A 13,300-nucleotide genomic window follows, 5' to 3' on the forward strand; every position below is an offset into this window, starting at 1 on the left:
TCAGTTCTCAGTTCTCCATATGCAACGGATTATCGCCCTTCTTCTCACACTCACAGCACTTTTGCTCCTCTCCTCGTGCGCCAACCGTCCGCTCCTCAGCGACGTGCGCCTGTCGGCGTCCGAGTTGCGACCGACCGGTGCAGGAGAGACAGTAACCATCGCTTATGCCATCGGTCGCCCCGCGCGGGTGACGGTTGCGCTGGTTCGTGATCAGGGAGAGCGCTATGTGATCCGCCGCAATGAGCCACGTCTCCCTTCCGATGAGCCGTATGTGCTGCGTTTCGATGGCACGGCGCCGACCGATGATCCCGTGCTGCTGCGACGGATGCTTCCTGGTGGTACATATGCGGTGATAGTTGAAGCGGTCGGCGACGATGGCGTTCGCCAGACGGCAGAACAACCGCTGACGATCATCGGACAGGAGGCGCCACTCCCGCTGATCGAGAATCTGGTCATTTATCCCGACACAATTTCTCCGAACGCCGATGCCATCGATGACGTGGCTGAAATAACCTACCAGTTGCCGACGACAGCAACGGTGGATATTGTGATCGTATCGCCTGACGGCAGAGAAACCTATCCGTTCGTCACGGCTGCGGAAGAAGAACCGGCATTGCAGAAGCATGTCTGGAACGGGCGCACAGTTGATGGAACGTTGCTTCCCGATGGTGTGTACACACTGGTCATTCGCGCACAGGATCGCTTCGGCAATCTGGTCGAACGGCGCAATCCGATCACCATCTCCGGCGGCGGTCAACCCGAAGCGTTGATCACCTACAGTTATATGGCGCCACAGTCTGTGATGCTCGGCGACGTGATCACGGTGACGGTGCGTGTCCGCAATACGGGGAAGGTTCCGATCCGCACCTACGGACCACCATCAGGATACGAGTATGACACCGATCAGGTCTTCTCGTCAATTGAGGATGGCGCATATGTTTCGCGTTCCGGCGGATTCTGGCGCGTTGGCGTCGACTGGGATGCGAATAGCGGCGGCGCTGCCAAACGCTACCCCTACCGGTGGGCGCTATCGCCGCGACCGCCGGAACAGTGGCGTGTTCCGTTTGAGGAAGACCTGCTGATGCCTGGCGAAGAAGCGGAGATCATCGGACGGATCCGCATTCGTCAGCCTGAGACGAAGATGGGGTTTTATGTCGGCTTGATTCAGGATGGCGTGGGCTTCTTCCAGGATCGCACCGGACGAACGATCATCAACGTCGGGTTTTGAACGCCTGGGGGTCGTCGGACGACGTGGTACCGCCATCAGCGCCCGTTCAGTGGCGGCTATTGACACAAGCGCCCGGTTTCAGCACCGTTTGTGTCTCCACCGGACTGTACCGTGTCGATCCTGGCGTAAAGTGGTAGTAACCCCATTTCCGTTTTCGGACTTGCGCGCGGCGAAGAAGCGCCCGGCCCTGGTGGTGGCGACCCTTGCCGGAAACGACGTCATTCTGTGCCAGATCACGAGCCAGGCAGTGGCTGATAGCCATTACGACGCGACAGGAATGGTGAAAAAGAACGTCGAACCGCGCCCCAGTTCGCTATTGACCCAGATGCGCTCACCGTGCGCCTCAATTGCCTGACGGCAGAAGGCAAGCCCAAGCCCGGTACCGCCGCGTCGCTCGCCCACCTGACTGAACTTGGCAAAGATTCGCTCACGATCGCCAGGTGCAATGCCGACCCCCTGATCGCTGACCGAGACGATGACTTTGGGTTGACCATCATCGGCTGTCTCTACCGCTGCCCGCACAGTGACCAACCCGCCGCGATGACTGAACTTGATCGCATTACTGACCAGATTCTGGATGATGCGACTTATCAATCCGAGATCGGCATAAATGTCAGGAACGTCTTCTTCGACCTCAGTGCGGATGGTGATCGCGCGATCCAGTGCAAGTGATGCCAGACGCTGGACGGAGTCGTGAATAATGTCGCGTATGTTGCCGATACAGCGCTCGATCGGCATGCGTCCTGCTTCGAGTCGACTGATATCGAGCAGCGTGTTAATCATATCCAGCATATTCGCTGCACTGGTGCTGGCGATCTGCAACACATGCCGCTGCTGATCGTTCAGTTTGCCCGGCACGCCGCGCATCATCAGTTCGATCGAGGCCATAACGCCAGAGAGCGGGCTGCGCAGATCATGGACGATCATGTGGGTCAGATCATGGCGCATGCGTTCTGCTTCTTTTGTGGCAGTAATGTCGCGCAAGACGAGCAGCACGCCGCCGTGACTATCACCGCTGCTCTGTGCGCGAAGCACCGACCATTCCAGGTGACGTAATTGACCGGATCTACCACTCAATTCGCCAGCAACGAACTGCGCGGTACCGGTCAGCACATCATCAATACCGCGCTGAAGCGCCGCACATTCTTCGGTTTCATATGCTGCTGCCTCGAACCAGCGCGACAGGAACGCATCGATCGGCAATCCATGGATGATGCTGGCATCGAGTGTTGTCAGATCGGAGAGGGCAGCATTCGCCACAGCGACGGTGCCATCCGTGTCGATCAACAGAATACCTTCGCGCGTCGATGCCAGAATTGACGCCATCTGGTCACGCGCTGTGCGGACCGCCATGAAGAGATCGATGCTTTCGATAGCGACCGCCGCCTGGGAGGCGAACAGGATCACCGTTTCACGGTCAGAAGGTTCGGGCAGGGCATTGGTATAGGCCACGCAGACACAGCCGAGGGTGCGCTGCGTTGCGCGTAATGGGACGATCAGCACGACACAACGCGGCGCGCGCCCCGGCGCTTCCGGGTCGGGCGGCAGCGTATCAGGACGACCGGTAGCGATAACCCGGTGAACGACGTTCAGCATGCGTTCATCGAGCGGCATGCGCAAGCCAATCGAGACAACCGGCCGCATGATCTCGCCATCGGGAAGCAGCGCCATTGCACCGATGGCGCCGGTCATCTCGGCGATGCCGCGCGCCGTCATGCTCAGTATTTCGTGCGGGCTGCGCAGTGTCGTGTTGATCGCCATACCGAACGCATTGAGCGCCGTCAGGCTGCGCAGGTGCTGTTGCAGTTGCTCGTTGGTGCGCGCCAGTTCCTGAGCGCGTCGCGCCAGCGCCTGGTCGATCTTCTGGAACTGGCGGGCGTTTTCCAGGGCAATAACGGCGTAATCCGCCAGCGCCTCGAGCAGACGCTGATCCTCGACCGTAAACGGTCGCAGATCGCGCCGGTTGAGCACTTCAATGACCCCTTCCACCCCCCCGACGCCGCGCAACGGTACAGCCAGCAGTGTGCGGGTCGTATATCCGGTCGAAAGATCCATCGACCGGTAGAAGCGCTCATCTGACTGCACATCATTGACGATCACCGATTGCCCGGTGGCGGCGACATACCCGGCAATACCGACGCCGCGCGGCAACCGTTGACCAAGGATCCGCTTCCCCACCTGACCGGTCGTATAGGCGAACACCATTTCGCCGGTATGATCGTCGGTCAGGAGCAACGAACTCTCCTCGGCGTCCAGCAGTTCGGTCACCTGCCGCAGAATAATGTCCGGCACCTGCTGCGGGTCGATCGACGATGTGATGATGCGACCGATGCGGTTCAGCACCAGCAGTTGCTGCGCCTGACGCTCAGCGCGCTCATACAGCCAGGCGCGGTCGAGCGCAACGGCGGCATGCGCTGCTATCGTCATCAGCAGGTTTACGTGTTCCTGGCGATAGACATACCCTGCGCGCGAACTCGCCAGCACAATGACGCCGATCAACCGGTCGTGCGCAATGAGGGGCACACCAACCCATGCCGGACCGGGGATCCGACCGTCGAGCATCTGCGGTTGCACGCCGCGCCGTTCGCACTCTTTCGCGTAATCGCTGACGCAGAGCGGTTGTCGTTCCCGAACCACCACTCCTGCAAGTCCGACATCTTTTGACCATCGCTCATTCGTGGGTTGTGGGCGTCCTTCGTGGATCAAATAAACCGGTTCGAGTTCCTCAGTCTGTGCATCGTACAGCGCAATCAGAAAGGTCGGGGCTTCGACGACACGCTGCACCACTGCGTGGATGGCGGTGAACAGTTGGGTGAGATCGAAGGCGCTGCTGATCAACCGCCCGATCTCGTTCAGCGTTTGCAACTGCGCCGCCTGATCGTCGCGCCGGCCGATATTGCCCAGCAGCGCAAGGGCAGGACCCGACTGCCCGGCAATCATCCGCAACAACGATTCGTGTTCCGGTGACCATGTCGGGTCGATCAGGCAGATCCAGCCGATCAAGGCGCGACGCGCGCGTAGCGGGGCAAAACAGATCATACCCGCTTCGCTCTGCGGTACAACGACGATCTCTCCTTCACGCAGCGCGGCGCGTTGGGTATCATCGGGTATGCGCACCGGTCCGACGCCGCGCAACAAACGCGGCTCGCCTGCCAGCAGAAGCGTGACCTGGCAATCGCGCGGCGCCAGGCTTCGCTCGATAGTGGTGACAACGCTCAGAATGCCCGCCTCAAGATTTGTTGCCTGAGACAGATCAACGCAGAGTCGTTGAATGATATCTGCACCGCCAATATCAAGTGCGAGCGTCTGGTTCATGAGCGGCTATTTCATATCCATGCACGTCTGTATTTACCGCTATTTTACCAGAGAGCGACGCTAAGGGCAACGAAGTCTCCTCCTTTGCACGTATGTCGTATGCATGCTATACTCACGCATTGTGGTATGAAGACAGTCTTGTGATGAACCATGAGCAGCGCATTTCGTACAGTCTGGTGGGAAGCGGGTCAGGTCTGCCTGATCGATCAGCGTTTGCTGCCGAATGAAACGAGAATTGTGCGCTGCGCCGCCGTCGAAGATGTCGCCTATGCCATCCGCACAATGCAGATCCGCGGCGCACCTGCGATTGGATGTGCGGCTGCGTATGGTATGGCGCTTGCTGCATGCAGCGCGGCACACGATGCCGTCGGTGATGTTGCGCGCATCTACGCACGTCTGGCGGAAGCGAAGGCGCTGCTCGATGCACAGCGCCCAACAGCGGTCAATCTCAGTTGGGCGACGCGACGCGTCCTGGAGCGCGCTCAAAGCCTGAACGACCCCTCCCCCCATGACGTCGCACAGCGTGTGCTCGAAGAAGCGCATGCCATCCTGGCGGAGGATCTGGCGATGTGCCACGCGATCGGGCGTCACGGCGTCGCGTTGATCCCGCCGCGAGGTCACGTGCTGACGCACTGCAACGCTGGCGGGCTGGCGACTGCCGGGTACGGCACCGCGCTGGCGCCTGTGCGCACTGCACACGAACAGGGTCGCCCGATCCATGTGTACGTCGATGAGACCCGTCCGTTTCTGCAAGGCGCGCGCCTGACCGCATGGGAATTGATCCAGGAACGTATCCCATTGACGCTGATCACCGATAACATGGCAGGATACTTTATGAAGCGCGGCGATATCGATTGTGTCATCGTCGGCGCCGACCGGATCGTTGCCAACGGCGACGTTGCCAACAAGATCGGCACCTATAGCCTGGCAGTGCTGGCGCGTGCGCATCGTATTCCATTCTACGTGGCTGCGCCGTCATCGACGATCGATTGCTCCCTGCCAAACGGTGATGCAATTCCCATTGAGGAGCGCAGTTCTGACGAAGTGACGATGCTGTTCGGGCGAAGGATCGCGCCAGAAGGCGTGATTGCCGCACATCCGGCGTTTGATGTCACACCTGCCGATCTGGTGACAGCGATCATCACCGAGTGCGGTGTGATCTATCCGCCGTTCGCAGGGGCGTTGCAGCGCTCAGGACCGAAACGCCATTAGCGTATGCCGCTGCCCTTTCAACCGGCTTGTTTACCGTTGCTGCTTGGCGCTTTGCCGCACCGCAGCGCAGCGCAGGCGCTCGATGTATCGCGGCGGCACGCCGGGGTGCTGCTGGCATGGCCCCAACTGCCGCAGCGCAGTTTTCGTGAACAGTGCCTGGTGCAGAGCATGATCGGGTTTCCTGGATTGGTCGTCGATGCAGCGGCACATCGAGTCTATGTTGATCGCAACGAGGCGGAGCGTCAGATCGACACGCTCATGCTGGCGTACCTGGAACACACAGTGAGTTATGCCGCGCTCGGCGCCGATGATGCCGCCGGACTCGCCGAAATGGTGCGAGTCGGCGGCGGACGTGATCTGCGCGCCGTCAAGGGGCAGATCCTTGGACCGATCAGTGTGGCGCTGCAACTGACCGATGAACACGAGCAACCGTTGATCTATGACGATATGCTGTTCGACGCAATTGCGCAGATGCTGCGCCTGCGTGTGGCCTGGCAGGAATTGCGGCTCAGCGAGATTGCGCCGACGACGATCATGTGCATCGATGAACCGTTGCTCGAAGCGACGACGTTACCGTTCTTCCCCCACGATTGGGACCGCGTTGTCGGACAGATCGAAGAGGTGCTGGCGGGGATCAACGGATGCCGCGCACTCTACACGTGTGGTACGGTCGATCTGCGCCGGTTGATGCAAACGTCGGTTGAATTGCTGATCGCCGATAGCGCCGCATACTGGCGTCTGAGCGAATCGGAAGGCGAAGAATTGATTGCGTTCCTTGATCGTGGCGGCATGGTCGGAGTCGGGATCGTCCCTGCCACTGCGGAACAACTGGCTCAGGCGTCGGTCGAGTCGCTCTTCGATGAGTTTATCGCATTTCTGAGAGTTCTTGAGTCACAGGGGGGCGCGCGTGATCGATTCCTGCAACAGGCATTGATAACGCCGGAGCAATCGCTTGGCGTTCTTGATATTGCCAGCGCCGAACGTGCGCTGCAGCTACTCGCCGGGGTATCGCGGCGAATCCGTGAAGAGTTTGCATTGACCTGACAGGTGTGCCTATGCGTCGTATCGTTGTTACCGGCTCGCTTGCCTATGATTACATCATGGCGTTTCCCGGATCGTTCCAGGACCATATCGTACCGGAAATGCTGCACAAGTTGACGGTCAGTTTTCTGGTGGATTCCATGCGTCGCATGCGGGGCGGAGTGGCGGGGAATATCGCCTACACGCTGGCGTTGCTTGGCGAACGTCCGCTGGTGCTGGCGAGCGCGGGTCAGGATTTTGGCGAGTATCGCACCTGGATGGAGCAGCGGGGGATCGATACCAGCGGCATCGTCGAAGTTGCTGAAGACTTCACTGCGTCGTGCTTCATCAATACTGATCGCAACAATAATCAGATCGTTGCATTCTATCCAGGTGCAGCAAGTTATTCGCGCCACCTGTCGCTTGAACAGTTGAATCTGGGACCAGACGATATCGTCATCATCTCGCCGACCGATCCGGATGCAATGGTGCGTCACGCCGCCGAGTGTCGCCGCATGGGCGCGCAATTCGTCTTCGATCCCGGCAAACAGACGCCACGCCTGAGCGGCGACCAGATTCTGGCGGGGATGCACGGCGCAACCGTGCTGGTCGGGAATGACTATGAGTTTGCTATGATGGCGCAGGCGACCGGGCGCCCGGTTGAAGAACTGCTGCAAGCGGCGCCGTTGACGGTGGTGACCCGCGGGGAGCACGGTTCGACAATCTACGACTGGCAGCGGGATGAAGTTCACGACGTACCGCCCGCGCCAGTCGAAAAGGTCGTCGATCCGACCGGCGCCGGAGATGCGTATCTCGGCGGCTTTGTTTTCGGACTGGCGCGCGAGATGCCGTTGCCGGTCGCCGGTCGTGTGGCGGCGCTGGCAGCCTCGTATGCCATCGAACAGCGTGGCTGCCAGGAGCATTCCTACACGCCGGACGAGTTTGTGGCGCGCTATGAGCGCGTATTTGGACGCGCGCCAGAACTTGCGCGTCTCAGCATGATAGCGACGGTGCGGTGACACAACGCTCACACGAAGTGGCGCTGCCGTCATATCAGGTTCACTTCTGTCGTATACCATTCGCAAAGGCGCACCGCGCGCAGAGTCGTCGAAATGACAATAAGGAACAGGAGTAGTATCGATACCATGGGAAAGAACTTCGATATCAAAGATGTCAACCTGGCAGACTACGGACGCCGCCGCATCGACTGGGCTGAAGCCGAAATGCCGGTGCTGCGCCGGATCCGCGAGCGCTTCGCCCGTGAGCAACCCCTGAAAGGGGTGCGCCTGTCCGCCTGTCTCCACGTCACGGCGGAAACCGCAAACCTGATGCGCACCCTGGCGGCTGGCGGCGCCGATGTGGTGCTCTGCGCTTCCAATCCCCTCTCGACACAGGACGACGTCGCTGCGTCGCTTGTGGTCCACGATGAGATTCCGGTCTACGCCATCAAAGGCGAGGACCACGAAACGTACTACCGTCATATCACCGCTGCGCTCGATCATAATCCGCATATAACGATGGACGATGGCGCCGATCTGGTGACCGGCGTGCTCAAACAACGTCCCGACCTGATCCCCGCGATGCTGGGCAGCACTGAAGAGACGACAACCGGCGTCATCAGGCTCAAAGCGATGGCTGCCGATGGCGTGCTGAAGTTCCCGGTCATTGCAGTGAACGACAGTGATACCAAGCACCTGTTCGACAACCGCTACGGCACCGGTCAGAGCACCCTGGACGGTATTCTGCGCGCGACCAATGTGCTGCTGGCGGGTAAAACCTTCGTCGTCGGCGGGTATGGCTACTGTTCGCGCGGTATCGCAGAACGTGCGCGGGGAATGGGCGCGAATGTGATTGTAACTGAAGTCAATCCGATCAGAGCGCTGGAAGCCGCCATGGACGGCTACCGGGTTATGCCAATGCGCGAAGCGGTGAAAATCGCCGATTTCGTGGTCACCGCAACCGGGAATAAGAATGTGCTCGACGCGGAAGACTTCGAGGTGATGAAAGATGGGTGTATCGTCGCCAACTCGGGGCATTTCAACGTCGAGATCAACATCCCCGATCTGGAAGCGCTGGCAGTCGAGAAGCGCCAACCGCGCGCATTTGTCGATCAGTACATCCTCAAGGATGGTCGGCGGATCAACCTGCTTGGCGAGGGACGGTTGATCAATCTGGCGAGCGCCGAAGGGCATCCCAGCGCCGTCATGGATATGTCGTTCGCCAATCAGGCGCTGGCGAGCGAGTATCTGTTGACGCACAAAGGGAAGTTGCCGAACGGCGTGCATGCGCTGCCGAAGGAAGTTGATCGTGAGATTGCGTCGCTCAAACTTGCGTCAATGGGTATTGCCATCGATACATTGACCCCCGAACAGGCGAAGTACCTGGCTTCCTGGGAGGAAGGAACGTAAACGAGGAACCTATGTCAACATCATTCATGAAATCGCCGCGCCTCTTCTTCACCTCAGAGTCGGTGACGGAGGGGCATCCGGACAAAATCTGCGATCAGGTGTCGGACGCGGTGCTCGACGCTTTCCTGACGCACGACCCACGCGCGCGTGTCGCCTGCGAAACAGCAACCACCACCGGTCTGATTGTGGTCATCGGCGAGGTAACCTACGAGCAGGGGTATATCCCGATCGAAGAGATCGTTCGCAAGACGGTCAAGGATATCGGATATACCGATGCGTCGTATGGCTTTGACGCCGATACCTGTGGCGTGATGGTCGCCATTCACGGTCAGTCGCCTGATATTGCCCAGGGGGTTGATCGGGCGCTCGAAGTGCGCGGCGATGGGTACGTGACCGATGAGGAGGTCGCAACCATCGGCGCAGGCGACCAGGGGATGATGTTCGGGTTTGCTTGCAATGAGACGCCTGAGTTGATGCCGCTGCCAATCGCGCTCGCGCACCGTATCGGTCGGCGTCTGTCGCGGTTGCGCAAGGAGGGCGTGCTGCCCTATCTGCGTCCCGATGGCAAAAGCCAGGTGACGGTCGAGTATTCGTATGGACGTCCGGTGCGTGTCGATACGGTGCTGGTCAGCAATCAGCATGCACCTGATGTAACCCAGGATCAGATTCGCCACGATATTATTCACCAGGTGATCCACGCCGTCGTTCCGCCGGAATTGATCGACGAGAAGACGAAATATTTTGTCAACCCGACCGGTCGCTTCGTCATCGGCGGTCCTATGGGTGATAGCGGTCTTACCGGTCGCAAGATCATCGTCGACACCTACGGTGGGATGGCGCGTCACGGCGGCGGCGCATTTTCAGGCAAAGATCCGACCAAGGTTGATCGTTCCGCCGCCTATGCGTGTCGCTGGGTCGCCAAAAACGTGGTGGCTGCCGGTCTCGCGGATCGTTTCGAGATCCAGGTAGCATACGCTATTGGCGTGGCGCATCCGTTGTCGATCAGTGTCGAATGCTTCGGCACCAACAAGGTCTCCGAAGAGACCATTCTCAGGCTGATCAACGAGCATTTTGACCTGCGCCCCGGTGCGATCATCCGCGACCTGCGCCTGCGCCGCCCGATCTATCGCCCGACGGCGGCATACGGGCATTTCGGGCGCGACGACATCGATGCGCCCTGGGAGCAGACCGACCGCGCCGAGGCGCTGCGGCGCGCAGCGGGGTTGTAGGAAGCGCCGGGATGATATGCCTTCACCTGCCCCCGGAGAAAAAAGTGACGGTCATGTGGACGCGCCACATCCACAGGGCGCTGCTGGTGGCGACCATGTGACCTTTACCGGGGGGCAGGCAGGCGCCAGAAGGGTTCCACACTCGCCGCTGCACATTCGCATCCGTGCCCGACGTTGGAACAATTCAAAGGAGTGCGTATGCGCCTTTTCAATCGTCCAGACCGCACCGGGCGCTTGCTGAAGGCTTTTCGCACCAATTTTCTGTTCCTGATCTCCGACGGCGCGTATCCGCCGCATCGACAGCAGCGGCTGTACCAGTGGTGTCAGAAAGTCGGACTGGATTGGGCGCAAGCCCGGGCATACGTTGTGCCAGAGGCGACGGCATTCCTCCAGAGCGTCATCCAGCGCAGCGTGAACGACGGCGTTATTGCGCCGGAAGAAATGCAGAACCTGCACCGTCTGCGGCGGCGGCTGGGATTACCGGAGGATGTCGAACCGATGGTGCGCCTGTACGATCTGGTCGAGCGCAAAATCGAGCATCTGCTGATCGAGCGCGCTGCGTATCTGAGCGAAGAACAGGTCGTCCAGCGCCTGATGGAGCAGATTGGCGTGTATCATCTCCCGAAGGACCGCCAGGAGCGCCTTCAGCGCCTTTTGCAACAGCAGCACACGTATGCCCGATTGATGGCTGGCATACTGCCGGTTATTGCGGCGCCTATCGACCTGCCGGACGGCGAAGTGTGTCACGATTACCGCGAGATTTCGTTCATCGAAGCCAGCGCAGCCGCACGTCATTCGGGAACCGGCTACCTGGCAGTGACGTGCAAACGGGTCATGACGCTGGCGCCGCAGGGCGGCAACGCAACGTACTGGCACGATATTCGCCATATCCAGTTGCATGCCGACCGCGCCGTGCAGGTCGTGACGACGACGTCCAACCTGTTCCTGTACTGTGACGAACTACAGTATCTCGCCACTCTGCTCATCGGCGCGTTGCGACATTATACGCAGCGCATCGTCCCGCCGCCTCCCCCGAACAAGCGCCTCAGTCCAAGGGCGTGATTACGTAGGCAAAACGAAAGCGCGGAACTCATTACTGAGTTCCGCTTCCTGATACCCGTCTCTGGAGCCGATGGTCGGATTCGAACCGACGGCCTGCTGTTTACGAAACAGCTGCTCTACCGCTGAGCTACACCGGCATGTTCTCAACGCTGCCTATTGTAGCATAGAGCGCATCAGGACGCAAGCAAGAAATGCCGGTCTTCATCGTTCCTTCCTTTGGACTGGTATGGTGTTCCTTTCCACAGGCATAAACGATGGTCGAAGCAGAAATTGCACATCGTCTCATCTGATTGTCCATACACCTGTCATGATCTGGCGCAGCATCCATTCCTGGAGCACAGCGCGGCATTGCAGGCACTCCAGGTCGTTGATCAGCGCTGCGATCTCGTGCGCGGTGCAGGCAACAGAACGAGAGATCAGCGCATGATCGATGGTTGCGTCATCGTTGATCGTGGCAATGACGCCGAACAGCAACTGGTTCGAGAACGAACTGTTGATGATCCACCCCTGTTCATTGAGCGGTTCCAGGGTCACAATCGCTTCTGGGGGAATGCCGAGTTCGCGCCGGATGATCGGTGGTGCGCTGTCGAGTGGCGTCGCCCCGGTCGGAACCCGCCCGCCTGGCAGATCGAGCGTCATCCGCGCGACGCCGGGGCGGAACTGGGGATGCGGCAGCAGCACCTGCCCACGCCAGATCGGGATCACAATCACCGATGGCACACGCTCGACGCGCCAGTAGTCCAGTTCTTTGCCGTGATCGTCAATCCAGCGCTCGGCGACCATCCGCACCCACGGCGATGTGATGGCGACAATCTCTGCGGTGCACTGCCAGGGGCGCGGTGGTGATGGTTCAGTCATAGGACTCCTCATCGCTGTCAGATGCCTGTCTATACGCGATGATCTGCGGGATCATCTGTTCAACGGCGGGGATCATGCGTGGCGGGATCAGAATGATGGACGGAAAGAGGGAGGTGACGCTCATTCTTTCTGTGCGACCGCCTGCCTGATGACGGACAACTTTGAGATGCGGCAGCGGTCTCTGCTTCAAGAAGATCGCATCGATGGGATGCCGGTCTGCATCCAGATACACACGCTCATAGAACAGTTCGTTTCTTCCCAACGCGACGCATGCTGGCGGGGATGGACGGCGCATACGTTCGATGGAGAACCAGTTGATCAGATAAACCGGCAGAATCAGCACACCACCTGCGATGGCGCCGGTGAGGGTTCCAACCAGGACACTCACTGCCGCCTCGACCAAATCCCTGCTATCGGTCATTCCTGCCATCACGCCGACGAGAAACCCGATCCCGCCGAACAGGATGGGCAGACACCCGTAGGGCGGAGAGTCGCTGCGCACGCGTTCATAGAAATACTGGCGCACCTGTTGCCATTCCTCCGGTGTATACACCCACGCCACGAGCACACGATCGCTTTGCAGAAACTCCGCCCCCCGACGCCGATTGTTCCACCCTCCGACCCAGAAGAACAGCGCCGCAAACAGGAAGGTTATGCCGATCATGCCCGGTGCGAAGAGACAGGCGCTCTCGCCGCTCATGGCAGCCGCGCCTGTTCCGACAACAATGCACAATGCTGCCAGCGCCCCCAGAGTCAGGGACGTTCCGGCGGAGGGCTGCCTGAACGATTGGGCATAGGCGCGGATTTCTGGCGAAACCTGAGATGATGGCGGTTGTGCAAGCGCTGGAGCGAAGCGTTCTCTGGCAAATGACTCTTCTGGCAATAATCTGCCGCATGACCGGCAAAAGCGCGCTTCCGGCGACTGGAGCGCATCACAGTACGGGCAGGTGCGCATCGAGGAGGGCATG

At 59.7% G+C, this 13,300-nt stretch carries 10 protein-coding genes and 1 tRNA gene; 7 read left to right on the plus strand and 4 right to left on the minus strand.

All coding sequences use genetic code 11. The features are described from left to right. Window positions 1-19: 19 nt before the first annotated feature. Entirely contained in the window at window positions 20-1,228 is a 1,209-nt protein-coding gene (locus ROSERS_RS02470) for a hypothetical protein (protein ID WP_011955264.1), read from the plus strand. A 261-nt stretch (window positions 1,229-1,489) separates the two neighbouring features. Here ROSERS_RS02470 and ROSERS_RS02475 read toward each other — a convergent pair whose 3' ends face one another. Further along, window positions 1,490-4,543 (minus strand): GAF domain-containing sensor histidine kinase, encoded by a 3,054-nt coding sequence (locus ROSERS_RS02475; protein ID WP_011955265.1) that lies wholly within the window; start codon window positions 4,541-4,543, stop codon window positions 1,490-1,492. 150 nt (window positions 4,544-4,693) lie between these two features. Between ROSERS_RS02475 and mtnA the strand changes: the two genes are divergently transcribed. The 6 genes from mtnA (at window position 4,694) to ROSERS_RS02505 (ending at window position 11,474) form a co-directional block, all read left to right on the plus strand. Next, a complete protein-coding gene (gene mtnA / locus ROSERS_RS02480) occupies window positions 4,694-5,755 on the plus strand; it encodes an S-methyl-5-thioribose-1-phosphate isomerase (RefSeq protein WP_011955266.1) in 1,062 nt (353 codons plus the stop codon). Window positions 5,756-5,758: 3 nt separating this feature from the next. Beyond that, a complete protein-coding gene (locus ROSERS_RS02485) occupies window positions 5,759-6,799 on the plus strand; it encodes a hypothetical protein (protein WP_011955267.1) in 1,041 nt (346 codons plus the stop codon). Between the two features lie 11 nt (window positions 6,800-6,810). After that, window positions 6,811-7,794 (plus strand): carbohydrate kinase family protein, encoded by a 984-nt coding sequence (locus ROSERS_RS02490; RefSeq protein WP_011955268.1) that lies wholly within the window; start codon window positions 6,811-6,813, stop codon window positions 7,792-7,794. A gap of 126 nt (window positions 7,795-7,920) precedes the next feature. Then, window positions 7,921-9,183 (plus strand): adenosylhomocysteinase, encoded by a 1,263-nt coding sequence (gene ahcY / locus ROSERS_RS02495; RefSeq protein WP_041332817.1) that lies wholly within the window; start codon window positions 7,921-7,923, stop codon window positions 9,181-9,183. A gap of 11 nt (window positions 9,184-9,194) precedes the next feature. Then, window positions 9,195-10,412, plus strand: coding sequence for a methionine adenosyltransferase (gene metK / locus ROSERS_RS02500; RefSeq protein WP_011955270.1), 1,218 nt, complete (start codon window positions 9,195-9,197; stop codon window positions 10,410-10,412). A gap of 198 nt (window positions 10,413-10,610) precedes the next feature. Next, window positions 10,611-11,474 carry a hypothetical protein gene (locus ROSERS_RS02505; RefSeq protein WP_011955271.1) on the plus strand — a complete coding sequence of 288 codons (864 nt, stop codon included), beginning with the start codon at window positions 10,611-10,613 and terminating at the stop codon, window positions 11,472-11,474. Between the two features lie 62 nt (window positions 11,475-11,536). Here ROSERS_RS02505 and ROSERS_RS02510 read toward each other — a convergent pair. From ROSERS_RS02510 to ROSERS_RS02520, 3 genes are all read right to left on the minus strand, one after another. Next, window positions 11,537-11,611 (minus strand) — tRNA-Thr (locus ROSERS_RS02510). Window positions 11,612-11,756: 145 nt separating this feature from the next. After that, window positions 11,757-12,332: an NUDIX hydrolase gene (locus tag ROSERS_RS02515; RefSeq protein ID WP_011955272.1), complete on the minus strand. Its 576-nt coding sequence runs from the start codon at window positions 12,330-12,332 to the stop codon at window positions 11,757-11,759. Further along, window positions 12,325-13,299: a zinc ribbon domain-containing protein gene (locus tag ROSERS_RS02520; protein WP_011955273.1), complete on the minus strand. Its 975-nt coding sequence runs from the start codon at window positions 13,297-13,299 to the stop codon at window positions 12,325-12,327. The genes ROSERS_RS02515 and ROSERS_RS02520 overlap by 8 nt, the downstream gene beginning before the upstream one ends. Window position 13,300 lies beyond the last annotated feature (1 nt).

It is taken from the genome of Roseiflexus sp. RS-1 (genome assembly GCF_000016665.1).
Lineage (GTDB): Bacteria > Chloroflexota > Chloroflexia > Chloroflexales > Roseiflexaceae > Roseiflexus.

What these genes read in the sequence shown, in the direction of transcription:
- ROSERS_RS02470 (WP_011955264.1), top strand. Translation starts at nt 20, where the DNA reads ATGCAACGGATTATCGCCCTTCTTCTCACACTCACAGCACTTTTGCTC.
- ROSERS_RS02475 (WP_011955265.1), bottom strand. Translation starts at nt 4,543, where the DNA reads ATGAACCAGACGCTCGCACTTGATATTGGCGGTGCAGATATCATTCAA.
- mtnA (WP_011955266.1), top strand. Translation starts at nt 4,694, where the DNA reads ATGAGCAGCGCATTTCGTACAGTCTGGTGGGAAGCGGGTCAGGTCTGC.
- ROSERS_RS02485 (WP_011955267.1), top strand. Translation starts at nt 5,759, where the DNA reads ATGCCGCTGCCCTTTCAACCGGCTTGTTTACCGTTGCTGCTTGGCGCT.
- ROSERS_RS02490 (WP_011955268.1), top strand. Translation starts at nt 6,811, where the DNA reads ATGCGTCGTATCGTTGTTACCGGCTCGCTTGCCTATGATTACATCATG.
- ahcY (WP_041332817.1), top strand. Translation starts at nt 7,921, where the DNA reads ATGGGAAAGAACTTCGATATCAAAGATGTCAACCTGGCAGACTACGGA.
- metK (WP_011955270.1), top strand. Translation starts at nt 9,195, where the DNA reads ATGTCAACATCATTCATGAAATCGCCGCGCCTCTTCTTCACCTCAGAG.
- ROSERS_RS02505 (WP_011955271.1), top strand. Translation starts at nt 10,611, where the DNA reads ATGCGCCTTTTCAATCGTCCAGACCGCACCGGGCGCTTGCTGAAGGCT.
- ROSERS_RS02515 (WP_011955272.1), bottom strand. Translation starts at nt 12,332, where the DNA reads ATGACTGAACCATCACCACCGCGCCCCTGGCAGTGCACCGCAGAGATT.
- ROSERS_RS02520 (WP_011955273.1), bottom strand. Translation starts at nt 13,299, where the DNA reads ATGCCCTCCTCGATGCGCACCTGCCCGTACTGTGATGCGCTCCAGTCG.